This is a genomic window from Collinsella aerofaciens (assembly GCF_009876115.1).
Taxonomy (GTDB): Bacteria; Actinomycetota; Coriobacteriia; order Coriobacteriales; family Coriobacteriaceae; genus Collinsella; species Collinsella aerofaciens_N.
On sequence record NZ_WWSY01000025.1, the window covers coordinates 1 to 24,790 of the forward strand.

Annotated in this window: 27 protein-coding genes; 11 read left to right on the forward strand and 16 right to left on the reverse strand. The window is 56.5% G+C overall.

The annotated features are described in order from the left end of the window. The first annotated feature begins 1,723 nt into the window (after positions 1-1,723). A complete protein-coding gene (locus GT571_RS09615; RefSeq protein ID WP_161145405.1) occupies positions 1,724-2,365 on the forward strand; it encodes a plasmid mobilization protein in 642 nt (213 codons plus the stop codon). Between the two features lie 375 nt (positions 2,366-2,740). Here GT571_RS09615 and GT571_RS09620 read toward each other — a convergent pair whose 3' ends face one another. The 5 genes from GT571_RS09620 to relB form a co-directional block, all read right to left on the reverse strand. Continuing rightward, the gene (locus GT571_RS09620; RefSeq protein ID WP_155086618.1) at positions 2,741-3,169 is read right to left on the reverse strand and encodes a hypothetical protein; all 429 of its coding nucleotides are present in this window, start codon (positions 3,167-3,169) and stop codon (positions 2,741-2,743) included. A gap of 1 nt (position 3,170) precedes the next feature. Then, entirely contained in the window at positions 3,171-3,824 is a 654-nt protein-coding gene (locus tag GT571_RS09625) for a hypothetical protein (protein ID WP_155086619.1), read from the reverse strand. Positions 3,825-4,412: 588 nt separating this feature from the next. Then, the gene (locus GT571_RS09630) at positions 4,413-4,691 is read right to left on the reverse strand and encodes a hypothetical protein (protein ID WP_161156942.1); all 279 of its coding nucleotides are present in this window, start codon (positions 4,689-4,691) and stop codon (positions 4,413-4,415) included. A 238-nt stretch (positions 4,692-4,929) separates the two neighbouring features. Beyond that, the gene (locus GT571_RS09635; RefSeq protein ID WP_006236318.1) at positions 4,930-5,214 is read right to left on the reverse strand and encodes a type II toxin-antitoxin system RelE family toxin; all 285 of its coding nucleotides are present in this window, start codon (positions 5,212-5,214) and stop codon (positions 4,930-4,932) included. Further along, on the reverse strand, positions 5,211-5,432 hold the full coding sequence (gene relB / locus GT571_RS09640; protein WP_204986970.1) for a type II toxin-antitoxin system RelB family antitoxin: 222 nt from the start codon (positions 5,430-5,432) through the stop codon (positions 5,211-5,213). Before relB ends, GT571_RS09635 begins: the two co-directional genes overlap by 4 nt. Positions 5,433-5,632: 200 nt before the next feature. On the opposite strand from relB, the gene GT571_RS09645 reads away from it, so the two are divergent. The 4 genes from GT571_RS09645 to GT571_RS09660 all read left to right on the forward strand — a co-directional run bounded on the left by GT571_RS09645 (position 5,633) and on the right by GT571_RS09660 (position 7,891). After that, positions 5,633-6,217, forward strand: a complete 585-nt coding sequence (locus GT571_RS09645) for a recombinase family protein (RefSeq protein ID WP_161145404.1) — start codon at positions 5,633-5,635, stop codon at positions 6,215-6,217. Between the two features lie 225 nt (positions 6,218-6,442). Next, positions 6,443-7,135, forward strand: coding sequence for a hypothetical protein (locus GT571_RS09650; RefSeq protein WP_155086633.1), 693 nt, complete (start codon positions 6,443-6,445; stop codon positions 7,133-7,135). A 2-nt stretch (positions 7,136-7,137) separates the two neighbouring features. After that, positions 7,138-7,347, forward strand: a complete 210-nt coding sequence (locus tag GT571_RS09655; RefSeq protein ID WP_055287568.1) for a hypothetical protein — start codon at positions 7,138-7,140, stop codon at positions 7,345-7,347. A 34-nt stretch (positions 7,348-7,381) separates the two neighbouring features. Next, the gene (locus tag GT571_RS09660) at positions 7,382-7,891 is read left to right on the forward strand and encodes a DUF5067 domain-containing protein (protein WP_055287566.1); all 510 of its coding nucleotides are present in this window, start codon (positions 7,382-7,384) and stop codon (positions 7,889-7,891) included. 30 nt (positions 7,892-7,921) lie between these two features. Here the strand turns inward: GT571_RS09660 and GT571_RS09665 are convergent, their stop codons facing one another. From GT571_RS09665 to GT571_RS09680, 5 genes are all read right to left on the reverse strand, one after another. Then, positions 7,922-8,659, reverse strand: coding sequence for a metallophosphoesterase family protein (locus GT571_RS09665; protein WP_161145403.1), 738 nt, complete (start codon positions 8,657-8,659; stop codon positions 7,922-7,924). Beyond that, a complete protein-coding gene (locus GT571_RS09670) occupies positions 8,659-9,384 on the reverse strand; it encodes a metallophosphoesterase (protein ID WP_155086626.1) in 726 nt (241 codons plus the stop codon). The genes GT571_RS09665 and GT571_RS09670 overlap by 1 nt, the downstream gene beginning before the upstream one ends. Next, on the reverse strand, positions 9,381-10,019 hold the full coding sequence (locus GT571_RS09675; protein WP_155086625.1) for a hypothetical protein: 639 nt from the start codon (positions 10,017-10,019) through the stop codon (positions 9,381-9,383). Before GT571_RS09675 ends, GT571_RS09670 begins: the two co-directional genes overlap by 4 nt. Before the next feature lie 430 nt (positions 10,020-10,449). Beyond that, positions 10,450-10,575: a hypothetical protein gene (locus GT571_RS10190; RefSeq protein ID WP_256637919.1), complete on the reverse strand. Its 126-nt coding sequence runs from the start codon at positions 10,573-10,575 to the stop codon at positions 10,450-10,452. Positions 10,576-10,652: 77 nt separating this feature from the next. Next, positions 10,653-10,901, reverse strand: a complete 249-nt coding sequence (locus tag GT571_RS09680; RefSeq protein ID WP_155086624.1) for a hypothetical protein — start codon at positions 10,899-10,901, stop codon at positions 10,653-10,655. A 600-nt stretch (positions 10,902-11,501) separates the two neighbouring features. Here GT571_RS09680 and GT571_RS09685 point away from each other — a divergent pair. Both GT571_RS09685 and GT571_RS09690 read left to right on the forward strand, forming a co-directional pair. After that, complete coding sequence (locus GT571_RS09685) at positions 11,502-11,660, forward strand: ribbon-helix-helix domain-containing protein (RefSeq protein ID WP_082421961.1); 159 nt, start codon at positions 11,502-11,504, stop codon at positions 11,658-11,660. Positions 11,661-11,847: 187 nt separating this feature from the next. Continuing rightward, the gene (locus GT571_RS09690; protein WP_161145402.1) at positions 11,848-12,447 is read left to right on the forward strand and encodes a helix-turn-helix domain-containing protein; all 600 of its coding nucleotides are present in this window, start codon (positions 11,848-11,850) and stop codon (positions 12,445-12,447) included. Between the two features lie 1,185 nt (positions 12,448-13,632). Here GT571_RS09690 and GT571_RS09695 read toward each other — a convergent pair. Together GT571_RS09695 and GT571_RS09700 are read right to left on the reverse strand one after the other, a co-directional pair. Continuing rightward, positions 13,633-13,935 (reverse strand): ribbon-helix-helix protein, CopG family, encoded by a 303-nt coding sequence (locus GT571_RS09695; RefSeq protein WP_155086615.1) that lies wholly within the window; start codon positions 13,933-13,935, stop codon positions 13,633-13,635. Further along, positions 13,935-14,486 (reverse strand): ParA family protein, encoded by a 552-nt coding sequence (locus GT571_RS09700; RefSeq protein ID WP_155086614.1) that lies wholly within the window; start codon positions 14,484-14,486, stop codon positions 13,935-13,937. Before GT571_RS09700 ends, GT571_RS09695 begins: the two co-directional genes overlap by 1 nt. A 704-nt stretch (positions 14,487-15,190) precedes the next feature. Between GT571_RS09700 and GT571_RS09705 the strand changes: the two genes are divergently transcribed. Together GT571_RS09705 and GT571_RS09710 are read left to right on the forward strand one after the other, a co-directional pair. After that, positions 15,191-15,430: a hypothetical protein gene (locus GT571_RS09705; RefSeq protein WP_161145401.1), complete on the forward strand. Its 240-nt coding sequence runs from the start codon at positions 15,191-15,193 to the stop codon at positions 15,428-15,430. A gap of 437 nt (positions 15,431-15,867) precedes the next feature. Further along, positions 15,868-16,098, forward strand: coding sequence for a hypothetical protein (locus GT571_RS09710; RefSeq protein WP_161145400.1), 231 nt, complete (start codon positions 15,868-15,870; stop codon positions 16,096-16,098). A gap of 196 nt (positions 16,099-16,294) precedes the next feature. Here the strand turns inward: GT571_RS09710 and GT571_RS09715 are convergent, their stop codons facing one another. After that, entirely contained in the window at positions 16,295-16,939 is a 645-nt protein-coding gene (locus GT571_RS09715) for a hypothetical protein (protein ID WP_240129026.1), read from the reverse strand. 65 nt (positions 16,940-17,004) lie between these two features. Further along, a complete protein-coding gene (locus tag GT571_RS09720) occupies positions 17,005-20,361 on the reverse strand; it encodes a coiled-coil domain-containing protein (RefSeq protein WP_161156944.1) in 3,357 nt (1,118 codons plus the stop codon). Positions 20,362-20,533: 172 nt separating this feature from the next. Between GT571_RS09720 and GT571_RS09725 the strand changes: the two genes are divergently transcribed. Both GT571_RS09725 and GT571_RS09730 read left to right on the forward strand, forming a co-directional pair. Then, a complete protein-coding gene (locus GT571_RS09725) occupies positions 20,534-20,722 on the forward strand; it encodes a helix-turn-helix domain-containing protein (protein ID WP_229030448.1) in 189 nt (62 codons plus the stop codon). 188 nt (positions 20,723-20,910) lie between these two features. Continuing rightward, the gene (locus tag GT571_RS09730; protein ID WP_161145597.1) at positions 20,911-22,176 is read left to right on the forward strand and encodes an ATP-binding protein; all 1,266 of its coding nucleotides are present in this window, start codon (positions 20,911-20,913) and stop codon (positions 22,174-22,176) included. Positions 22,177-22,580: 404 nt separating this feature from the next. On the opposite strand, the gene GT571_RS09735 is transcribed toward GT571_RS09730, so the two are convergent. Continuing rightward, entirely contained in the window at positions 22,581-22,925 is a 345-nt protein-coding gene (locus tag GT571_RS09735; RefSeq protein WP_118266514.1) for a hypothetical protein, read from the reverse strand. Position 22,926: 1 nt separating this feature from the next. Further along, complete coding sequence (locus GT571_RS09740) at positions 22,927-24,615, reverse strand: ABC transporter ATP-binding protein (protein ID WP_161156947.1); 1,689 nt, start codon at positions 24,613-24,615, stop codon at positions 22,927-22,929. Between the last annotated feature and the right edge of the window lie 175 nt (positions 24,616-24,790).

The following is a 24,790-nucleotide window of genomic DNA, read 5'->3' on the forward strand; positions in this document are numbered from 1 at the left end:
TTAGTTTGAGAAGAAGTCGACAGTACATTTAGAAGCACCTACGTTCCTCAAAGAATTGTTAGATTAAAAGTAACAGATCGGATGAAGATACGTGCGACGGGGGCGAGGCGAATGGCTGAGCGGTATCGATATGCGGGTTTAACGGTATTCACTTTTTCAGCAATGCCGTATTTACGTAATGTCGTTATTGCATAGTTCTGTTATTCCGTTTTGCCGTGTGCCGGGTTTTAGGGCAGAGCCCTAAATCGTACGCCGCCGGGCAAAACGCAGTTTTGTACGGCGGCGTACGACTCTTGCGGAACCAAACTATGACACAACGCAACTGTGTCATAACGTAACTACGTAGTAGCGTAGCTGTGCGATAACGCGATTGCGGCAAATCGAAATAACAGAACAACGTGACTGTGGAATAGCAGAACAATTGAACATTGAACTAATCGCGCCTGAAAATTTTCCGCAAGTGTCGTGCGCCGCCGTACAAAGCCCGGCGGCGCACTATGGCTCTGCCCTAAAAACCCGGCGCCCTTGGCGGCGCTAAAAAGTGACGCAATAACGTTGTTACGTTATTGCGTTATTACACAGTTCGGCAGTCACACTTTTACATTGTTGCGGCATGACACGGTTACGCAATGTCTCCGGTGCGTCTCGGTAAAAGGTTCGCTACCGGACAGCCACCGGACACCGAGGCGATCTAAGCGCGGCGATGGTTTGCCGTGAAATGTGCTGTGAGATGAAAAATATCGCAAGAGACGCAGACTTGTACCTCCATCGTAAATGTATGTACAAATCTGCCGCCGGCCCGGACGGCACGGCGCTTGCCAGGGCTCCGCCCATGGACCGGGGCTGGTAAGTCGATTGCGACTGCATCGGTTGATTGGTGACAGTTGGAATCGACGTTGCAGTTTTTAAATCTGTTTTCTGAGATCTGAAGCGCGAAACTCAAAAACTCATCGTCTTGATTTTCATTTGATTCGGATCGCGCCCGCGCAAAAGTCAAAACGACTCGTGCGGCCGTTTCGTTTTTTCATATCGCATTTCAAATCGCGTCAAAACAAAACTCGAGTTTTGAAAATCGATAGCGACCTCTGGTCGCGATCATAGGCGGCTTGACCGCCGCATGAAAATCGACTCGCCATTCGAACCGTAATGCGATTCGCGGTACCTTTCGACAATCCAACAACGCTACGAGTCTCACTAAAGACTCTCCGCGTCATTGAAATGTCGAAAGCTGCCTCAACTTTTTCGCAAGCGTATCGAAAAACGATTCGACGAAGTCGAATGTTTGCGTCGCAGGCGCCGCAAACCCGCTTCGCAAAAATGCAAACACTCGGCATCCCTCGCATTCGCATTTCCGCTCCGCTCTCGCTACAGCGAATTTCTAACACTCAGCATCCTTCGCGTTAAAAATTCGCTTCCGCTCACGGTCTTCACGCAGTTACAACGCCGCGAGGCCTCTCGCTTGGAATGAGGCCTCTCATTCCACGTCTACACTGCGTTTCGCCCAATCACCGTTCCGGAGATTGCAAGATGTACGTAAATGGCCATAATTACATGTAAACATGAACTATGGCCATTTACGATCTTGCTTTTCCCTCCTACGGGAAAAGAAAACAGGCAAAGCTGAGTTCCGCTTTGTGCGCGAAGCGGTTTCGCCTCCGAGAAAAACTCGGCGGACTTTTCCAAATCTTGTTTCGGAGGCCACTCCGAAACTGAAGGGATAAAAATGAGACGAAGTGAGAAAGTCGAAGCGACGTTGACCGCTGAAGAAAAAGAAATTCTTCAGCGCCTCTGCGACGAAGCTGGTTGCACGGAAGCTGAACTAATCCGCTCCGTTTTGATTAGCCGTTCGATTTCTCTCGACGATCTTGAGATCGGAAAGAAAATCGAGCACGAGAAAAATAAAGCGCTGCACAACTGCAAGCGCAAACACGCTCCAAGAAAATCTGGCGAGTGCGGTGAAGCCATCGCCGAGAAACGTGACGTCTCGTCTCACGTGATGCTGACCGCTCCAGAAAAAATGGCGATCGAACAGCGGGCGGCAGTGCTTGGCGTCTCTGTAAGCGAGTTGGTTCGTCGCAGCGCGATCTACGGAAAGATTGAATCATTCAATTTCGACATCGCGGAAGTGGAAAAGCTTCATCACGAGTTATTGAAGGAAGGAACGAATCTCAATCAGCTGATGTATTTTGTGAACGCTCAAGGGCTTCCCGCGTACAACGAGAAAGCTGTTTTCCGAACGCTTGAAAAGGTTTATCAAAATGCTCGAAAGGTCGACCGGTTCATCGAGAAATTGGAGAAGCGTTATCACGTTGACTATGTTCCCCACGACTATCTGGCAGATGAACCAGACAACAGAAATCTTTAAGTCGGAACGCAGCCGGATCAGTTTTGCAATTGAGTGCAATTACTCGTTTAGCTATAACTACTGAGTAAAAGCGAAAAGAGACGGCAGAAGAGATTGATGGCCATTAAACAGAAAGCAGTCAGCTCGTACCCCGCCTCGCTAGCTTGGCCCTGCCCGAGTTTTCGGGGAGGTGGTCGCTATGTCCGAGCTCCGTCTTATGATCGTCGCTCTTCCTCTGGTGACCATTCTGGCCATTTTGGGCTAGGGTAAAACCCGGCCTTTAAAGAACAAAGCCGTCCCAGGCAGGACGGCTTTGTTTCCTCGATTATCAACTTCATACGGATGGATGTGGGATTCGATACCCCGGCGGCCTGCCGATCAGGCCGCCGGGAACTCTCACTCCTCGATAAAAGCCGGCGCTCGGTTAGTTCTGCGCATCTTGAAATCGCCAGTTTCGTGGGAGACGTAGAGGATGCCGTCCATCCCATCTCGCGATGCATATGAAAGGTGAACAGAACCGCAATACGCCCCATCATCGTCGAGAAGATCGAACGAATTCGGATCGCTCGTTGCGGCCAAACGACCATTCAGACAAGAGCCATCGCCATTACAGATTTGCCATTCCATGTCTTCGCCTGCAAGAATCGCCATAGACGGCCCGGTCGCGCCATCGCTGACATACATCCCGTCTATGCCAAAACCGTTTTCAGCGCCATCGATGAACGATTGCTCGGACCTATACTTCGCGAATGATGCGCACAGCACCATTGCAAGACCGATCGCAAGGCCAACGGCCGCTATCTTTGCATAGCTCTTGCCTATCATGTCATCCTACTTTTCGCTTGCCTAAGGCAAGACGGAAGAAGTCATTCGTCGCTGCTTTTTTGTACACCTTCTTGACGCCATTGACGGTCTCATAAACAACAAACGGCTGGACCTTGTGTTCAACGTTCGCCGTTACTTTCCAAAAGCCAGCGCCGCCGATATCAATGGAAAACCCAGTCGCCATCGCCTCGCGCTTTGCCAGCGGTATCGATACGCCTATGCTTCCGACACCATTCGGGAGCGGCACCGATACACTCACCGAACCGCCGCCATACCGCTGGACGTTTACAGAACCGCTCCCGTCGATGTGAATGCCCCCCGGGGGCTGCCCAGCAACGTCGTGCCATCCGCTGGCTTTCGTTTGCACGCTCCCGTATACGGTGCTGTAGCTTGGGCGACCGCGTGTCGCATAGAGCTCAACATCATCAGATGACATCGCCTCTTCTATGATAAGGGCCGCTTCTTGCTCTGCACGTTGACGCACAATCGCCTCGACATCAGATTCACTCAGATCCGGGAATGCTAGGAATTCTACAGTTTCAGAATTGTAACCATCAGCAAATGCACCATGTGGAGTGATTAGTGACAGTCCGCCCAATGCGGCTGCCGTCAGGATTGACCTGCGAGTAATAAACAGGTCTTTCGTTGTACTCATCTTCGCCTCCAAACTTCTCACCGGGGTCCTTCTTGCCAATTTTTGCCCCGGCTCGGTTACTTCGGTTACTTGAGCGCTCCCATATATGCTTGTTACCCATGTATGTAATATTAATTTCGGACATATCGAAATTAATCAATGGTTGCGGGAGTTTCCGACCTCAGTGAAATGCCACCCTATACCAACAGAATCAGCCTGGCTCGACATGTGCCAATGGCCGCTAATGGCACTTGGTCAGCAACGGTCTTAGCCCATCGACCCCAACAGTGTCTCCTTCTGTCGCGCCGCGGGCAAGACGCACAGCGGTGGCGCCGTGTCGAGGCAGCTGGACGACCGCGTCGTCGATCGCGGCGATTACACTCGCGGCGACACGCCTCGCTAGTTTGCCTCGCCCTAGTGGACCTAGCGCGTTGCAGTTCAATCAGCTGTTATAATATCAACTCACGAAAAATCCCCTCTAGCAGGGGCTTTTCTGTTATAGAGTCCTGGAAAGAAAGGGCCGAACCGAAGTGTCTGGCCGGACGCCAATTGTCTGGGAACTGCTTCGGATTCGACCCTCTTTATTTTACTCCATGGCCATGCGGAGATTTAAACCTCTCTGACCGGATGTTTCTCACCGAAACCACCGTCGATGCCGAAACGGCACAGCCTGTCGATGGTACGAAGATGCTCGTCGATGACGGTTGCGATTTGTGCGTCAACGATGCTGTCGCGGTCGTTGAGGCCGCGAACTGCCTCGTCGGCGGCCATGAAGGCCTTGATGGCCTGTGCGAGCTGGTTCTTAAAAGCATCAACCTTCTCAACTGCAGTGGCTCGGTCTGCCATCTCGCGTTCGAGTCGTTGAACGATTTCCTGTGTGTCGCTCATGGCTGTTCCTTTCCTCGCGGGGCGTTTAACCTACTGTATCGCACCGCGCAGACACGATTTTTTCGGGCGGCGGCAAACTCCACGAAGCCGCAGGTAGACGGCTTGATGTAATCGCAAATACAGCCCAGAAAAGGAATGCCTAGATACCCGTTAGGGACATCTGCTTTCAGGCGCCTTAAAACGCATCTGGTGAGGTCGTTTTTTCGGCCTTGACCTGCGTGGTGGCACTTTGGGGTGCTCATAGCCGCGGCATGTTCTTGTAGACACCCTGGCGGTGGCCGACCCTTACGACCTCGATGACGGCTTTCCCGTCCTCGATCCTTGCCAGGATGCGGTAGACACCAACGCGCCAACGCCAACCGGAATCGGTGCCCTGAAGCTGTTTTCCATTCGGTGCGCGCCGCGGGTCCTCGCATCCGTCAAGGTGCTCCTGAACCCAGGACAGGATTATGAGCCGCTGCTTCTTCGGAATGCTTAGGAGTTGCTTGGTCGCCGCCTTAGACCATTCGACGCTGAAACTCACTCGGCCTCCATTGCCATACGCATGACGTCATCCATCGAATAGCGGGTGCCATCGTCCTCCATCAGCGCCTCGTTGTACGCCTTGATGTCAGCCGCCTCCTCGACCTTATCGAGGGCGGCGTTCCTCACGAATTCGGAAAAGGACATGCCGAGGACGCTCGCATAGGACTGGATCCAGTCCTTCTCACCATCATCGAACCTGATGGCAGTGGCACTCATGGCCATAGTTGCTCCAATCAACGTATTACATTGTAGTACGTTGATTATACCCGTTTGTCCTGGAGCCAGTCCCAAAACGTATGCCGCGCGGCACTCGAAAACCGAACCCTCGATGCCGTGAACGTCGAGTGCCAAAACCCAGTGTCAAAACCTCCGCGTCAATTCCCATGGGAAAATCAAATACGAGGCAGGAGGCTGAAATGACACGTTACGGATATGCTCGCGTGAGCACGAAAGACCAGAGGTTGGACCGCCAGATCGAGGCTCTGGTGAACGCTGGCGTGGCCTATGGCCATATCTACAAGGACAAGGTCACGGGTGCCCAGGACGGCGACCGGACGCAGCAGAAGCGCCTGTTCAAGAAGATGCGGGCGGGTGACGAGGTGGTGGTCGAATCCTGGGAGCGCTTGACCAGATCGACCAGGCAGCTGCTCAACTATGACCTTATGTTTCGAAACCTCGGCGTGAAGCTCACGTCCCTGAAACAGCCCGTGGATCTAGATACCGCATTCGGGCGCTTCGTGCTTGGCACCCATGCTTGCACCGCGGAACTTGAGCGAGATCTGATCAGGCAACGCCAGGCCGAGGGTATCGCCGTCAAACGGAGCCACGGCGGCAACGTGGGTGGCAGGCCTCGCACTGCCGGCGTCAAAGCCGATGCCGCAGTAAAGCTCTATCTTGGAGGAGAGACTCCTATTCCCGATATTTGCGCTGCGACTGGCGTCTCCAAATCAACGCTGTACCGCATCCTTCGTGAACGCGGATTGGTGGGCGTCAGGAAATAAGTCCGTCTGTCGTTTCGCGATTTGCCTAATAGGCCCGAGTGCGGCGGCGTTACTATATAAGGGTGCGGTATTTCTCTAACCGAAAACCTGCGTGAACGCATGACTTGAGACGCCTTTTTAGAACTCACCGATCGCAGGAAAAAGACAACTCAACAGCGGCCGTGCATTGTTCCCAGCCATATGGCATGGCGGAGCCATGCCCGTTGTTGATTGGAGTGCCGCATCATGGCCGAAAACCAAGTCCAGTCCGAAAAGAAAATGACCAGTCTGAATGTCTCATCGGAGACCCGTGACGCCATAAAGGACATCAGCACGAGCCTTGGTCTCTCGCAGGCCGATACCGTCGCCCGCTTGGTCGATGGCTACCACCCTAACGCCACTCCCGGCGTGAAGGCTGCGCTCGACGCATCGGCCGTCCTCGATGAGGCGGTCGAGCGGGTTAAGCGCATCATCGTGGGCGCTGCCGAAGCTGCCGCGATGGAGGCTCGTGCTGCCCGCGAGGACGCCGACGCTGCCAAGAAAAGTGCAATGGAACAGATTCAGAGCATCAAATCTAATTGCGTCGAGCAGGTCGCCGCCATCAAAGAGAAATTCGAGCTGGATACTGCGAGCTTGGAGATTGAGAACGATGAGCTCCACGCCACCGTCGCCGATTACCTCTCGCAGCTCAAGAAGCTCGATTCCGAGAACAATCAGCTCTTGGCAGAATCAGCCGCAAAAGACGATCGAATTGAAAGCATGAGGGGCGCGGTCGACGCCGCGGCCAAGGCTCAGGCCGATCTCAACGTCTCCCTCCTCGCCCAGCGTGACCTGATGGCCGAGGTCGCCGCCCTCAAGGATCGCCTCGCCGCCTCCGAGCAGCGGGCGGCCGTGGCCGAGGCCAAGGTCGAGGTCATGACCAAGGCGAGGAACGAGTAGATATGTCCGACAAGCTAAGGCCGTCTCGCCGTGAGTTGATAACGGCAGGGCTAGTCGTCTTTTTGGTCACGGCACTCGTCTGGACTGTCATTGATGGTGCCGGCGCAAATGCGCTCACCATCAGCGGTGTCATCACCCGTCAAAATGCCGTCTGGGCTTCGCTTGCAGCAGTTTCAGTGGTCATGCTCATTGGGGCTTGGCTGTTTGGCTGATGGCATTCAAAAACAATTAAGTTTGGAGTAGTCGATGGAACATCTCTCTGTTAAAAAGGCAATCAACCTAGCTCGGAACTTTGGGGCTGCGGGTGTTCTGGCAGCCGCCCTAGTTATGACCTCTGGGTGCAGCCAGGCAGACGATCGTCAGACGGCAGTTCAGGTCGCCGATTCTGATAACGCGCAGGAAGACGGGGTTTACGGCAAGATGGAGTATTCAGTCACCGGCGTCGAGGTGCATGATTCCTCGGCTGGCGATGGCGGGAAGGTTGCCGTTGTTCGCTGGCACGCCATTAACAACCGATCGGCAGATTCATGCGCTGTTGGTAGCTACATCACGGCTTATCAAAATAAGCAGATGCTATCTCGCGGGTTTGCCGCCGATTTGCAGGAAGACCACTTCTCTTCGCAAGGGCTTGCGCCGGGAGGCGAATGCGACGGTGTGTCGATTTTTGATCTCAATGACATGTCTCCCATCGAAGTGAAAGTCGACGGGATGGGTGCCGGGTCGAACTCCCTCGACCAGACTTTTGAATTGGAATAGTCCATATGGCGCCTAATTTCTAGAAACCTTCTAGAGCGCTTCTAGAAGGTTTCTAGAAGCGGGCGCAGCATCTTCGACCGGCACGATGTCTCGGTAGATAAGGCGATGCCTGGCGTCACGCCACTCGTCGCCGTGGTAGTGGCCGAAGAACCAGGCGCGGTAGCCGAGCCGCCCATCGAGCTCGCCAAGGAATCGCTGAAGCCGGTCGTCCCGATACTCGCGCCCGAGCTCGTGGCATAGCCCCTCAGCAAGGGCAGCCGGCGCCTCGTGAGTCACAACGTAGTCGACCTTCCAGCCCACGCGGTCGAGCGAGGCGCGGCAGTGCCCCATCTCTTCCTCGCTCGGCATCTCCTCGGGCCACCAGCTCCTCCCCTCCCTGCGATACTGCCTGTCATGGCTCGCGGCGCCGCCCATGGTAAGAACCGTGGTTCCTGCGATGTCGAACACCTCTCCGCGCATCAGATGCAGCACGTGCGGCCGCGCCTCATGGACGAGCCCGCCGTTCCACTCCCGCACCGGCAACTCAGCCAGGGCGCGGTGGTTCTCGTGGTTGCCGTCTACGAAACACGTGGCCCACGGCTTCGACTCGAACCAGTCGAGCCAGTACCTCTCGGCATTCGATCCGTCCCAGACGAAGCCGAAATCGCCGGCCACGATCACCACGTCATCGCACGTCAGAATCCGACCCAGCGGCCAATTCCTGAAGGCAAACCGGCTGGACCCGTACTCGGCCCTGCCGTGCACGTCGCCCGTCACATAGATAGCCATCAGTACGCGCCCCACGGCAAAAGTTTGTCCCCAAGCCTCACGATCCAGTCATACAGCACCGTGTGCCGTTCGTCCGGATTGCCGTCTCGGTGAAAATGCCCGTAATACCAGCGCTTGTAGTCCAGGCGATCCTCGAGCTCGTCGAGGAATCCGGTCAGCCGGTCCACATCCGGGCGCTCCCAGCCTGGGTCCGGGTAGAGCGTCGGCGAGAGCATGCGCGTGGCGCAGGTATGGGTGATGACGCAGTCGACCTTCCAGCCGACCTCGTCGAGCCTTGCCCGCGCGGTATCGAAATCGCGCTCGTCCGGGAGCTCCTGAGGCCACCAGCTGGAATACGGCACGCGGTATTCCCTGTCCACGCTTGTGGCACCGCCCATGGTGAATACCGTCGAGCCGTCGAGATCGAAGACCTCCCCGCGCATGAGTCGGCGGATGGACGAGGTATCCGACAGGCGTTGCGTCAGCCCGCCGTGCCACGGCTCCATGGGGCGTTCCTCCCAGTGGTCGAAGCGCTCGTGGTTGCCGTCGACGAACAGCACCGTGTAGGGGCGCGACTCCAGCCAAGCGATATCGGCGCATTCCTCGGCAGAGAAGTCCCACGGAAAGCCAAAGTCGCCGGCGATGATCAGATAGTCGTCGCTGCCAAGGCTATCCCCAAGCTCCCAGTCGCGGAGCTTTTGCATGTCGAGCCCACTGTGGATATCGCCTGTCACGTAGACCGTCATCGGATTACCACTTCCCTCTTGTACGCCGCCAGCTCGCGCTCGACCTGCCTGTCGCCGGTCTCGTTGACCCACCAGGGCCATTTCACCCGGCCGCACGGCTCGCCGACTCCGGCGAACCACTCCCTCAGCTCGTCGAGACTCACCGTGGAGTGCCCGTTGGCGTCGCAACCGACGTCGTAGCGCAGAAGGCCCTGCTTGCGGTTGAACTCGTTGTACGTGCCTCCGCTGCTGTGGATGTGCCCGTGGAGGTGCCACGATCCATGACTCATGCCCTGCCAGTCGGCCATAGGGTAATGGCACAGGACGATCTTCTGCCCGTCGATCTTGAGCACGCAGATCGGCGGTTCCACGGTGAACGCGCCCGCGACCGCCGGCTGGGTCCAGTCCTTGTCGTGGTTTCCCGGGACGAGGTGGATGCGTCTGCAGGCGATCCGCTTACGCAGCCCGTAGGCGTCCTGGGCGGTCATCTTGAATGAGAAATCCCCTAGGATGTAGAGCTCGTCATCCACGGCAACCTTACCGTTGATGTTGTCGACGATGGCATCGTTCATCTGCCAAATCGTCTCCCACGGGCGGTCGGTGAACTTCAGCACGTTCTCATGCCCGAAGTGGGTGTCGCTGGTGAACCAGATCATTCCATTGTCTCCTTGTCGCTAAAAACCGTTCTCCTTTGCGCAGTTGAGGAGACGTATTTTGAGTGACATGAGGCGTTCGAACCTCATGTTCTGTGCTCCAATCTGCCGGATTGTCCCAGCTAAAACTTCAAAACCTCGTGCGGGCAGAAAACCGTGTCCCGTTTGTGGGGTCATAGTATAGGCACTGTTAGAACTAATAGCCCAAATCCGTTGCCAACTGGCCACTATTAGCAACTATTAGGCCTTTTGGACAGTCGAACTGACTAATAGCCACTATTTGTTGGGCTGTTTTGCAACCACGAGCGCTGCCGTGGATTCTTGATACGGCGCATCGACAACAGCAATGTCAAACGGGTAGAATGGTGCCGACGGCAGCCCAAGTCGTAGGAAGCTGGGCAGAGCCGTTGCTTTGAAGAGTTAGGTCACCGCCTTAGCGACGGTGACCTTTCTTTTTGGGCTTCGAACCCTGCTTGAGTGCCTTGGAAAGGCCGACGAGGGCCGTGAGGAGCGAGACCAGGGCGGTCAGGAGCTTCACGAACTCGGTGAAATCGGTCATGGGCATCACCTCCCATCGGATGGAGGGCCCTGCCCGGCACGAGGACTGCCGACAGCGCTGCTGATTCTAGCAGAGCGTCATTCTTCTTCGATCAATCCGTGCTCCACTCCCTCGCCGGAATCCAGTCTTTCCGCAGCTCGACGAAGGTGTTCTTGATTCCCGCGACCCCAAAACGGATCGTCTTCGCGCTCGTCACGGGCCTTGAGCTTGCCCCTGGCTCTCTCGACGGCCTCGCCAGTCGCTTGCCGCCGAACCTCATCCTTAACTTCCTCGCCGATCTCCCCAAATTCCAACGCCGGCCCGTTCTTGCTCACCGGTCCGTACATGCTCGGCCCTCCCCTGCTCGCGACCTGTTTTCCAGCCAAGACCGTACTCGCTATTGCTTCTAATAGCTTGAACAGCTCTTCATCCGGCCACTATTAGCAACTATTAGTCCAAATCCTCCAGCCCAGCAGCCAATAACCACCATTAGCCCAGCTAAACGACCAAAACAAATCGCCCGGTGCACGGAATCTGAACAGTCACGAGATGCGTTAAACTCAACATGCGCGGCCTGCCCCGCGTGGACAGTTATAGGGCCGGCAGCGTCGCCGGCCCTGTTGCCATTCAATCAGCTGCATAATATACAGGCAGGTCTCCCGAGTACTCCTGTCGCCCTAGTGCGTTGCCATTCAAAGCAACGAGTAACGCTTGGGTAAGAGGGCCCACCTTCACTCTTGGTGAATCACTTGCCGCCCCTGTGCCCTTTTCGGCAATTTCCTGTACCCCTTTTGGAAACTCGAGTGCCTATCTGGCCGACGAAAAGATTTAGCGAATTTAGGTGTACCACTCTGTGTTAGTTTGTATTTTAGACAGTATTTGTGATACGCTTTGTTTCAATCAGTAGTGGTACGATTTCGTTTGTTCAACGAAGGAGGTAATTGTCTATGGCAGTGGCCGAGGAGAAGAAAAGAATCCAGGTTACTCTGCCTCTCGAAATTTGGCGTGATCTCGATGACTACGCGAAGAGCCGCGGTGTAGCTAAGTCGTCTATGGCGGCAATCGCTATCGCCGAGTTTTTGGAGCGTGTTAAAGAGCAAAAATAGATATGAAAAAAGCCCCCTACCGCCAAGTAAGAAGGGCTTTTTCCATGTTCAAATGTGGCTTTCTGGCCTGTTACCTGCAATCCTAGCACACGTATGCTCCGATTTGGGTCCCTATGTTGAAGTACTACCAAAATACTATGGCATCACTTCGACTGATGGCTAGATAGCCTCAACGAGAGGCTAGTTTATGGATACCAGAAATTTAAAACCGGACGTGGGCGGTGGCTATCCGTGGGACACGGATAGCCACCCGTCCGGCCCCGCAAGCCTGTCTGGAATGGGGGCGGCGTCCGATTTCGCGAATCAGGCCGTCACAGATGCCGCCATGCCCAATAGTGAGAGTCACCGCGAAGCACTTCGCCGGGCATCGGATGAATCGTTCCGTGTCGCCCACATGGTGCAGGATATGGTCAGCGAGAAGGTCGCGATCATCAAGCCGCCGTGGATGCTCGAGCTCGGTTTGCCTAGACTTGACACCGATATCATGGGGCGGATTTGGTCGTTCCAGCGCAAGGACGTTTACAAATCCACCTGCTACATCAGCCTTGCCACCATGGCGGCGGACGTCAACTCGGATCGGTCGAACGTCAAGAAGAGAATCGATAAGCTCGTCGAACTCGGTCTTTTGATTAAGTCGCCGCGTGGTAATAACAAATCTGTTGAGTACCGGCTCGATATGACGGCGATCGCTAAGCGCAGGCTCGAAGTCGAGGAGGGTAGGAAAAAGCAACGCGCCGAGAATTCGGCGAAACGCAAAGCTCAGTGGGACGCAAAGCATTCTGCCTAGTTTGAAGGGCTATGGGTTGTATAAACCCATAGCCCTATTTCTTTTTCTTACAAGCTATGGGTTGAAAGAACCTACAGTATAACTATGGGTTGTTTTAACCCATAGTTTGGCGAAAAATCATTTTATTGATAGGGGGTTAAATAACTGTTCTTCAGCAAGACTATTGGTTAGGACAACCCATAGTCTTGCTGACAGAGATCGCGGACGCTTTTCCGTGACGGTATAGCTATGGGTTGAAAGAACCCATAGACAATTTAAGCACTTTTCTTTCTATGGGTTAATCCAACCTATAGAAAGCGATCGAAAAATGCCAAAAAGTACCGGAATAGTTATTTCAACCCATAGTTTGAGCATGTGTTAACCGGAGCCAACTTATCAACTATGGGTTGTCTCACGAGACTATGGGTTGAAATAACCCATGCCAACTATGGGTTCAATTAACCCATGCACTATGGGTTGAAATAACCACAACTATGGGTTGAAATAACCACAACTATGGGTTCATACAACCCACCAAGTCTGACTAGAGTGAATAAGATTCACTTAGTCTGAGCTAAAGGGAGAAACGGAGAAATCTACCAGAAAGCATTTAATAATCGAACGATATACAAACAAGAAAATCCTTCGTCCTTGCCCTCCGTTCGGCTACGCCTCACTCCGCGTCGCCTGTGGCTCCTTGGCGCTCGCTACGCTCGCACTCCGGTCGCCTTCGGCTCCCTGCGCGTCGGCTGCGCCTCCTTGCCCTCCGCGCGCTTACGCACGCTCCGCGTCGCCTGCGGCTCCTTGGCATGGCCTTCGGCCAAAAGTGTGGGGGCTCCGCCCCAACTCCCCACCCACGTTCTCGCCGATCCCCGGCGCCGGCGTCGCCTTCGGCTCCCCGGGCGACCTATCGCACTCAGTCGCAACCCGTCCAATTCGGCAATGAGTGCCGAATCCGATTTCCGGTCGATCGGGATACCGGTATTCAGTCAACCTTGCACAGAATACCGCTAGAAGGTCACAGAATTGAAAATAGGACGTCTTATTGGTGGGGTTTGACCGTTTTCTCATTGCTATATAAAACGAGGTCTTAAATCGGCTCTCAGTGGCCTAAAAAGAGACAGAAGCACCTTTCGATACCCCTGTCCTGATTCTCTTGGACTTCCATTTTGTCACAGCGTTAAGAACGTTGCGTCGTTCTCTTCGTTAAAACCCGTTTTCGGCAAGGTACTCGTCGAACAGCTCACGTGCGATGTCGGAAACGGACTTGTCCTCCTCGAGTGCGGCCTGCTTCAAGCGCTTGCGATAGCTCTCGGGAACGTAGACAGACAGCTGTACAAGCCTCTCAGATGCCCCTTCAGCGCCTTTTTTGGGGCGCCCGGCTTTCCGTACCTGCGGAGCCGGTTTCTGGGACTCAGATGCGCTCTCAACGATTTTCTGCTGCCTCTCCTCGGCCTTCTCCGCGGCGACGTCGAAGTAGGAGGTCGATTTCTTGAACTTTCCGGCCATTACAGAACCTCCTCGATCTCGTCCAGGATGTTTTCGATTGCTTGGGCGGCCTTGCCGCTCTTCGCGATTTCGTACACGGGCTTGCCCAGGGCCGCGCCCTGCTTGAAGGCCGCTGCGGTCGGAACGGTGCCCAGCACGGGCAGGTCGTCGGCCTCGAGCAGTTCGAGGAACTGGCGGTCGACCGTCTGGTTTGCCGCGAAGTTGTTGACGATGATGGCGAACGACAGGTCGGGATTGGCCTCGGTGATGACCTTGATCGTGCGTTTCATCGGCTTTAGGCCGAGGGTGCCTGGCTGGACCGGGATGATCGCGATGTCGGCGTTTTTCGCGTACGTGGCCGTCTCGTCACTCAGGAAACCCGGCGTGTCGATGACGTTTACGGCGTTCTCGTCGTCGAGCAGGTTCTTCTCGTGGTTCGCGCCGCCCTGAGGGTCGAGATTGCCGAATCCGACTTTGTGGCCGCGGCGCTCGAGACCCCAGGCGATCTCGTCGGCGAACGTCGTCTTGCCGACGCCGCCCTTCTGATTGACTAGCAGGATGTTCGTCGCCATGTCCTCCCCTTTCTGAAATAGCATAGTCATATATTATCACATTAACATGTGACTATATTAAGCAATTATAAATCGCAGGTAGAAATATATGAGCATGTTAAGTAATTAGTATAGTACTACGCTATCGTGCTCATGACTGTGGGTTGGTTTAACCTATAGTCATGCTAAAGTTGCCAAAAGGGGCACAAAGGCCAATACGTTTGCGCAGTGCCGGCACAGCGACCTAGCATCGTATGCACCGGCGGAATCATCGCAGACCTGCAAGGAGAGCATATCCACGGGCTCGTGGTCGCCGGAGGCCTCGTGATGCAGCACGCGCCGGGCGGCGACTGGAAGCGCGTCGATTGGGATGCACTTGCTGCCTGGCTCGACAGATACGGTTACAAGGTCGCTGATTGCGAGACGGAGACCCTTCCGACCGCCGACGCGGCGAGTGGGAACGCAAGGGTAAGAACGCATCGTCGCTGAACCAGTGAGTCAGTATTCTTTAGTTGGATGATGGATATTGAAATTAATTAGCGAGATAATGTGCATATCTCATAATGTATGCGTTTCACCATGAGAGAGAGGGGTCTGTCATGAGCTGGAAACCGAGAAAATGCGTTATCGCCGGTCTCGTAACAACCGGTCCTGGCGGCGGCTTGTTTGCAACCGCAATGACATCGTACCGACTTTTCACTTACATGTTCTAAAAGGCGGTTGCCATGCTGTCGCAAAATCAATCGAGATACTTGACCACAATCGGCTTTGCCCTGCTTGCATTACTCTTTGCTAGCGACCTTTTGCTGAAACCGCCCAAGGAACTCGTTTTGCTTGCCATAGACTGCCTTTCCGCCCTTTACTTTACGGCAACCCTATTCGTCGGACTAAAGGAGAGGAAAAAAGGCGCAGTCGCCGCATCCGCCGTATGCTTGATCATAGCCATTGCATCATTCTTTATCTGACACATTGGTGATTTAGGGGCGATATCGTAGGAATACGACCGGGAGAGTCGGGACCATAGGCTCCGGTAAGAACCTTCGCCATGCCCCACGCATCGAGCCCGATGATTTCCCCGCCGGACGCCCTGACGGCCACGGACTCCGGCGTCCACGCGATTTCATCGTCTGTGAGGCGGATGGGTGTGACGCTGCCGGCGTCCATCCGCCTCACGACCTCATTCCGCTTATCGCGCCAGCCCGGCTTGAGCCATTTGATGACGGTCGGACGCGAGACGCCAAGGACGCACGGGCGCAGCTCGAGCTCTAATACATGAGGTCCCAGCTTGTAATACGTGAACATATGACTACATTAACATGGTCATGCATTACTGAGCGTTATATGCTGCGCCGGATCCGCCCGTCTGTTATTTTGGGGGCGGCAGTTTCTTGATGAGGCGGACATGCCCCAGAGTGTCTTTGGATCCTATGGTCAGATTCATCTTGAGAACCAGCCCGGCAGCCAACGCTTCGACCTTACGACGGGTGAGGTGAAGACGGTCATCCCGACCGCTGAGAACGTGAGCGCCGTCTTCGGCAAGGATGGCGTGGAGACGGAGATTCAGGTGGGCAGATGCGCCAAACACTGGGCAAGTCTGGCTTCGATTGGCTGTTTAATAAGCACTAACGGTTGAGTTATTGCAGCATAGTCGCAGTTGTAAATAGGTGACCATATGACCATGCTAACATGTGCGCACAGTCATATGGTCTCTCGTTTGATTGCTTTCCTATCGCTTACTCCCAGAATGGGCGTTAAAAAAGGCGGCCGAAGCCGGCCGCCCGCAAATAAATATTTATTTACCGAATGTAAGAGGAGAGGAACGATGCACATTACTCCCAATGTCCGGCCACGTCGACGACCCAGTGCTGCCCGGTTGCCTGCTGCTCGTAATGCCCCTGGTCCTCGCTGGTGGTGTAGGAGTCATCGGTATAGCCATCATGGTTCTGGCCTTGGGCATACATTGCATCGCTATGTGCGTAGAAGCCGTTTTTGGAGTCGAATGTCGCGCCGCAGGCATTGCAGATGAAGCGGCCATGGCGCACGTAAACGACGTTCGGTACCCAGACCTGGCCGTAATCGGTCTCCCAGTGGCCCTGCTCGGGTACCCACTTCTTTTGGCTACCGCCGTTGGAAGAGGAGCTATTGCTGCCAGAGTTCTGAGAATTACCGGAATTCTGCTTGGACTGGGAGGAATCGCCCTTGTTGTCCGACTTCGAGGAATTGGAAGACTTGCTATCCTCCTTCTTGGAGTCGTCGGACTCCTGGTCCTTGCCGTCGGGTTCTTTCTTCTCCTCGGTCTTGGCTCCAGAGATTTGCGCCGCCTTTTCTTCGTTTGGCTTCTTTTTGTCTTTGTTCTTTACCGCTGTGGCGGCCCTTTCCGTAGAGCCGCATCCTTGCTTTGCAACGCTGGCACATCCAAGTTGAGGTGCCGAAAGGCACACCAGAAGCGCAACGATAATAGCCTTTGTTCTCACACCGATCTCCCTGACCATGAAACCGGGTGTTGGACACTGGCCGATATCCAACGCCCGGCTCGCTTTTACATCTGCTCGCGGCGCTTCTTTTGATCGAGGAAGACGCCGGCTGCCACGAGGACGGTACCGCCGATGACGAACGTCTCGCCGATGAGTCCCGCGCGGTCACCGGTCTGGGCGAGGCTGCCGGGCTGGGCGGTATCCTTGCCGGCGAGGTGCTTCGGGGTGTATGCCGTCTGCTGCTTTGCGACCTCCTCTGCCTCCTGACGGGCGATCTCATCGGAAAGCTCCTGCTCCGCTGCGATGCGGTCGGACTTCGCCTGCTCGTAGGCGGCGAGTGCCGCATCATAGCCGGGCTGGAGCCCGTCCATCGCATCCTGCTTCTCGTCCAGGATGGTCTTGGCTGGCGCGACCTTGGCACGTGCCTCGACTGCGGCGGCGAAAAGCGCGTTGAGGGCATCATCCGCGTTCGCGTCATGGCCGGAGGCGAGCGCCGCATCGGCATCGATGGAGTTCAGCTTCGCCAGCTTGGCGTCTGCCTGTGCCTTCGCCTGCTCGGCGGCGGAGACCAGGGACTCCGCGGCGATGGCGTTAGCCTTTGCGGCATCGAGTTCGGCCTTGGTGTCATTGACGGTCTTGGCCGCATCCTGCTCGCGCTGCTGTGCCTCTGCGAGCTTCGCGGCAAGACCGGTGAGGATGTCGAGGTTCGACTTTGCGTCCTCGAGATCGGTCTGGGAGCCGGTGAGCTTGTCGGCGGCAACGCCGGTGTCGGCCTTTGCGGCATCGACGGCACGCTGGGCATCCGCGAGGGCGCGTGCGGTGCCGTCCGCCTTTTGCTTGGCGGCTGCGAGGACTGCCGCCTTCTCGGCCTGGTCGGCTGCCGCCGCGTCGTGAACGCTCTTTGCGGTATCGACCGCCTTCTTGGCGTCGGCGACGTCCTGGAAGAACTTCGCGAGGTCGGCGTTCGCATCGTCCACGCCCTGCTGCTTAGCAGCGGTGTCCGCCTTGGCGGAATCCAGCTTGGTCTGTGTGGTCGTTACGGCTGCGTTGGCAGCATCAAAGGCGACCTGCTTCTGCTGGACGGTCGACTTTGCCGTATCGACTGCCGCGTTGGCGGCATCGAGGTCCGATTTCGCCGCATCAAGCTCGGTCTGGGCATCCGTGATGCCCTGCTGCTTGGCGGCGACATCAGCCTTGGTGGCATCGACGGCACGCTGGGCATCGGCAACACCCTGCTTTGCGGCATCGACACCTGCCTGTGCGGAATCCACCGCGACCTGCTTCTGCTGGACGGTTGTGGCGGCACCGGCGGCTGCCTGCTTCTTGGATGCGAGCTCGGCCTTGGCTACGTCGAGTGCGCTCTTGGCGTTCTTGAGGCCGTTGATATAGGAGGTCAGCTTCTGCTCATACTCGTCGACGGACATGGGGTTCATGTTCCAACCGGAGCCGGACCAGCCGGAGATCTCTGCGGTGTAGCACTGCGTCTGAAGCCCGGACATGGTGCCCTTGGTGCAGGTTGCCATTCCCATAACGGCGAGTTCGGGATTGATGATGTTCATGTAATGGCCGACGGTGCCGCTACTGCCGTTCTCCCAGTGGCAGTTGTCTGCAATCCAATGGTTGATTGCGACACCGTTCTTTGCATAGAAATCATAGGCATCCTTGCCGACAAGACCGGTGACTCCATAAAGGGCCTCCGTTGCCTTGTCGAAAAAGCCCTTCTCCTGCTCGATCCACTGCCCACTCGGATCGATTCCGTAATTCCATGCCAGGTTTTCGGCAAAATCATATTGACGGGCATGATCGAGCACGGTATCGCTGTAGTTGGCATCTGCGATCGCACCGGCGATGAGCTTGTAGGTGACATGGAGCTCGGACAGGCCGACCGACTTGCGGTAGTCGTTGACGGACTTCATCCACTTGATCGCATTGAGCATATTGTCAAGAGACGTGGCGTCCTTGGAGTTGCCGACTTCGGTCTTTCCGGCATATTTGGCGTTCAGGATGATGTTGACTGCGTCATCGGCACCCATGGCACGGAAGAAGCCGATGGCTCCCTGCTTGAGCTGCGCGTCGGCGGAATCGAGTTTCGCCTGGGCATCGTCGACCTTCTGCTGCGCGGCGGTCACGGCGGCGTCTGCGGTATCCTTTGCGGCCTTGGCGTTCGCGAGCTCTACGTCGGCGGCGTCCTTGGCGGACTCGGCGTCCTTGACAGCCTGCTTCGCGGCGTCCAGCTTGGCGACGGCGTCGGCATTCGCCTGCTTGGCCGCATCGAGGTCGGCGTTCGCGACATCGAGAGCGGACTGGGCGGCGTTCACACCGGATTCGGCATCGGCCGCGGCCTGCTGTTTTACGGAGAGAGCCGTCTGGGCATCATTCAGGTCGGCTTGTGCCGTTGCCGCAGCGGACTGTGCCTGCTCGAGCTCGGACTCGCACTGGGACTGTGCCGCTCGTGCGGCAGCGAGGGCTGCCTCTGCGTCCGCGACCTTCTGTTTTGCCGCATCATACTCTGGACCGCTCGCACCGGCCTCCGCTGCGGCGAGGTCTGCTTTCGCCTTCTCGTAGGCGGCGCTGGCGGCTGCGGCCTTCGCATCCGCCGTGTCCTTGTTCTGCTGGGCTGCGGCGAGGACGGAATCGGCGGAATCCTTTGCAGACTGGGCCGCAACCAGCTTGGACTGGGCATCGGCAAGCGTCGCGTTGGCGTTGTCGAGTTCGGCCTGTACCCTGCTCACGGCATCCGTGGCGTCGCGTACCGCCTGCTCGGCGGCACTGATTGCCTCCGGGGTGGCGCCTACGGCATCTGCCTTGGCTTTATCGAGGGCATCCTTGGCATCTTGGGCCGCCTTGAGGGCGGACTGGTACGCTTCGTCCTTCTCGGATGCATCCGCCTTGGCGTCTGCGAGACCCGCCTTCGCCTGCTCGAGGTCCTTGCCGGCGGCATCGGCGGCGTCCTTGCCCTCCGCGACCTGACGGGCGTACTCGTCCATCGCCGCTCGGTCGGCTGCCGTGCCGGCGCTGACTGCCGAATCGTAGGATGCCTTGGCCTGATCGCGGGCGGAAGCCGCCTCGTTGTAGGGGCCGGCGACCTCATCGTAGGATGCCTTGGCGGCGTCCTCCTTCGCCTTCGCCTCGTCGACTGCCTTCTGCAGGTCCGCGATGATCTGTGCGGCGGATTTCGCACCGGTACCGGATGCCGCGCCGGCGTGGGCGGCGATCGGCGACATCACGGCGGGGTGCTGCGTGCCCCCGTCACCGGTCTGGGCGAATGCCGTGAACGGTGAGATAAGGCTCGATCCGGTCATGGCGGCCATGGTCGCCGCGGTGACGGTCAGACGCGCGATCCCCTTCGGAGTGTGAATCTTTTTGTTTGGCAGTGCGGCGAAGTGATCGCCACCGGCAGCGAAGTGCTTTCCCTGGGTCATTGTGCTGTTCCATTCCTTTTTCGTGCCCTATCCGACTGGGCATCAGAGCGCTTTCCAATAGATGTAATTATGCGCCTTAACTGGGATTGTTGTATATAGTCCGTTGGCATAAATACAACAATCCATGACTTTTTTTGTCATGGATACGAAGACGCTTCAGAAATCATTCGGCATGAGATGCAAAGAGCTCCGCGCTGGACTCGGGTGCAGTCAGGAGCAGTTCGCCAATTTGATTGAAATGGATCGTTCCTACTACGCGAGCATTGAAGTTGGGCGGCGTAATGTCAGCCTCTCAAATCTCAAGAAGATTGCCGACGGATTTCAAATCAGCATTGCTGAACTCATGAGAGGCGTCAGCTAAATTTATTCGTCTCATAGTTCACAGTGGGTCTCGTTGATTAGTGCCTTAAGAAAATGGAAATCGTCCCAACGAGCTATCGTCAATCGTCCCAATAAATTACCGTCAATCGTCCCAATAAGTAATCGTTATTTGTCCCAACGACGCAGATAGACGCTATAATTTCAAATGAATGATTGGAGGGAAAGCCGATGGATAGGTATATAGGACGTTGTGTTGACTGCTTGGTCGAGCGCGACCTTGGCATTTTTGGTGCAGTGCTCATTCAGGGGCCGAAATGGTGTGGAAAGACAACGACAGCTCAGAGATTTGCCGAGTCATCGTTATCTCTCTCCGACCCATCTGGCGGTTTTGCGGCCCTCCAGCTCGCTCGTCTCGATCCGGCCCAAGCAATTGTCGGACCGACCCCGAGGCTTGTCGACGAATGGCAGGAAGAACCGAAGCTATGGGATGCCGTGCGATTCGAATGCGATGTCAGGGGAGGGGAGCCAGGACAGTTCATTCTCACCGGATCTGCGACGCCGCGAGCCGAGAACCAGCCGATGCACAGCGGTGTGGGTCGAATCGCCCGTTTGCGGATGGATACCATGACGCTTTTCGAGCTCGGTATTTCGTCGGGAGCGGTCTCGCTTGGTGCGCTGCTCGATGGCGATTCCGTTGCGGCGTCACTCGGATCCATCGCCGGTATCGCCGGTATCGCGGATTTGCTCTGCCGCGGCGGTTGGCCCCAAGCGGTCGGTAAGACAACTGCCGACGCAATGCGGATAGCCGCCGCCTATATTGACGGTGTTTGCGAGTCTGACGTTTCGAGGGCGGATGGAGTGAAACGCGACCCGGTTAAGGTGAGGGCCTTGCTCTCGTCGCTTGCACGCAATGAATCGACTCTTGCCGGCATGAGGTCAATCGAAAGGGATTTGGGCGTTGACGTCTCAAAGAATACGATTACCGGCTACATGGACGCGCTGCGCCGTATCAATATCGTCGACGATGTCCCCGCGTGGCATCCGGCTCTCAGGTCGCCGGTGAAGTTGCGGCAGGGCGCGAAGCGGCACCTTGCGGACTCATCGCTCGCCGTTGCCCTCATCGGTGCGGACCCGGAGTCGTTGTCATCCGATCCGAAGACCCTTGGCTTGCTCTTCGAATCCCTTGTGCTGCACGATCTCAAGGTTTACGCGGCGGCCAGCGATGCGACCGTATCTCACTACCACGACGCTGACGACCTAGAGGTCGACGCGATTGTCCATCGTCGTGACGGCTCGTGGGTTGCCGTTGAGGTTAAGCTCGGGAGCCCCCAAGTCCCAGAGGCAGTGGAAAATCTGCTTCGACTTGAGCGAAAGCTGGTCGATCGCGGGGAGAGGCCGCCTGCGGCGAAACTCATCGTCATCGGGTTTGGTATGCCGGCTCACGTAACTAGCGAAGGCATCGTTGTTGCTCCGGTCGATACGCTCGGAATCTAAATTATTGTTATTTGCATTTCCAGAAATCCTCTATCTAGACGCCTCCTAGAGGATTTCTGGAAACAACCGGTATTTTGATCTGGGCTACGAAAGGTTACGGGTCCAGATTCCGTGCTGCGTGGAGCCGGTGGTCTTGTATCCGTGGCGGTCGATTCACGCCGCAAGCCTGTCCCAGTCGATGCGTTTCCAGTTGCCGCACGGCGCGTGGTTCACGATGAGCCCGCCGGCGACCATGAGCGCGTGGTTGCGTGCCTTGCGCGCCTCGCGCGCGAGCGCCCTCTTCTTGTCCGAAATCTGGACCTCGGCCTGCTTCTTCTTGCATTGAAGCCTGAACCAGGTTCAGCTGGCATGGTTAAAAACGGGGGCGACGCTTTTGCGTCGCCCCTCGTCCCGGCCGGGTTGCTTTAGTTGTACACACGGTAGTTACACTTGAACTGGGTTATGTGTCCATAGCTGGAGCGGTACCAACCCGATGTATAGCTGATTACTTCTGGGCCTAGATATTCGTATCTCTTGTTGTAGCGAAGCTGACGGTAGGTCGTGTCGTACTCTGCTACGTAAAACGTGTCTCCAGAGAAGGCTTTGTACCGGTCTTTAACCGTCGAAGCCATGTACGCGGGTTCGACATCGCCTTTCTCTCCGTTGAGCGCATAGACGGGTGCCGCGATTCCGCATAAAGCCGTTGCCACGAGGATGGCGTAGACAGCCATGCGCGACGCGTTGGACTTCAGCTGTTCAAATAGTTTCATGTCATTCACCTTCCTCGTATGTATCGAGGTATTCCTGCTTGAGCGTCTGCGAGGACGACTCGGTCTTTTTCACGAGCGTGCCGGCCTCGATGAAGTAGAACGAGTTGGTGAGGTCTGCCAGGTCGTCGAGCAGATGGCTTGAAATGAGCACGCTTCGTCCCCGCGCCACCTCGCTGCGCATCGCGTCGCAGGAGGTTTTCCGTTTTCCCGGATCGAGGCCGTTCAGCGGTTCATCGAGGATGAGGTACGGGCAATCGGTCGCTATCGCCATGGCAAGCTTTACCTGCTGCTTCATTCCTGTCGAGAGTTTACGGGTCGGCTTGTCGAGATATGGGGAGATTCCGAGGGAGTCGCAGAGCGAGTCGATGTCGGCGGCCGATTTCCACGCCTCCCTAACGAAGGCAAGGTGCTCGATGGCCGATAGCGTGGGATAGAGATCCGCGCTGCCCGAAGAGCTCAGGTAGACGAGTTCCGCAAATTCGGCTGATCGACGTTGGCAGATTCCGTCTGCCGCCAGGCTTCCCGAGCGGATGCGGGTGGGAAATTGGCCCGACAGCGCTTCAAGAAGGGTGGTTTTCCCCGAGCCGTTGGGAGCAACGAGGCCCGCCGCCGTTCCCGGGCTCAGGAAAAGCGACCCGATTGAAAGTATCGTCGTGCTTCCGTATCCCACGCTCGCGTCCAGAAGCTCGAGCCCATGGTGCTTTTTCGCGGGTCCAGGCTGTTTGGGGGAACGTGTCGCAACGGCGCCGACCGTAAAAAAGACCGCGACGTATGCCAGGGCCACGGCAAGCATCGATGCGCTGCCTGAACCGGAGCCAATGAATTCTGTCGGGAAGCATCCTACGTAACCCGTTGCCTCGATAGGCGAGAACACGGCCAGCGGCAGGAGCCCGAGCACGGCATTATGCCCCAGTGCCGAATCGGACAGTAACGGGAATGCCGGGGCCGCGACAAGCAGCGCGGAGGTAAGGGGGCCCGCGAGGACGCGCCTCGTTGCGGTCGATAGGACGACGGAACAAACGGATATCAAGGTTCCGCCCGCGAGCAGCGCGAGAAGTATGGTCGTGAAGACGTTTCCCGCGGTCGTGGTGGTGAGCGCGCCGTCATGGAAGAAGGCGATCGGGTACCCGATCTGCCCGAAGCCGTTTAGGGCCAAGGCGTAAATGCCCCCGGGTGCGAGGCCGGCGAGGAGCATCGCGGTCCCCGCGGCGATTATCGAAAACACGATCTGGATAAGGCGCCGGAATTTGGGCACGGGCGCCTTCGCCGCCAGGGTCCCGGGCCTTGTGGCCCCGAGCAGGAGTATCGACGAGAGAAGGAAGGGGATGAAGGGAAGGAAAGACGGCGCCGTGGCAATGGCGTAAGGCAGGAAGGAAAGGAATGGCAGGTCGTTTGCGGAGGCCGGGATATCCGTGATGCCGGAGCTGCTCAGGGCGCGGCAATATGCGAGCGCTGCGTCATTGGTCTCTTGGTCTCCCACGATGGACCCGGATTGGAAGCCTTCGCCCATGAGCGCGTAGTAGCTCTCGGCAGAATCGAGAAAGGCGGCGTCGGTTTGAGCGGCGAGGGCGGCGTTCGCGTATCTTGCAAGCTCCGCGTCATTTTGCTGCTCTGGAGATAGGTCTGTGCCGCTGGCCTGGGGCGCGCGCGTATTGAATGCGTCGACAAAGCTCTGCATGCCCTGTTTCATAAAGAAGGGCCCGTAGATGGGTGAATTGAACGCAATGGGGACGGAAAAGGCTGCAGCGAGAACGAGCGTACAAATCCATACGGCCCTGTCTCTTAGGATTAGTTTGAGAAGAAGTCGACAGTACATTTAGAAGCACCTACGTTCCTCAAAGAATTGTTAGATTAAAAGTAACAGA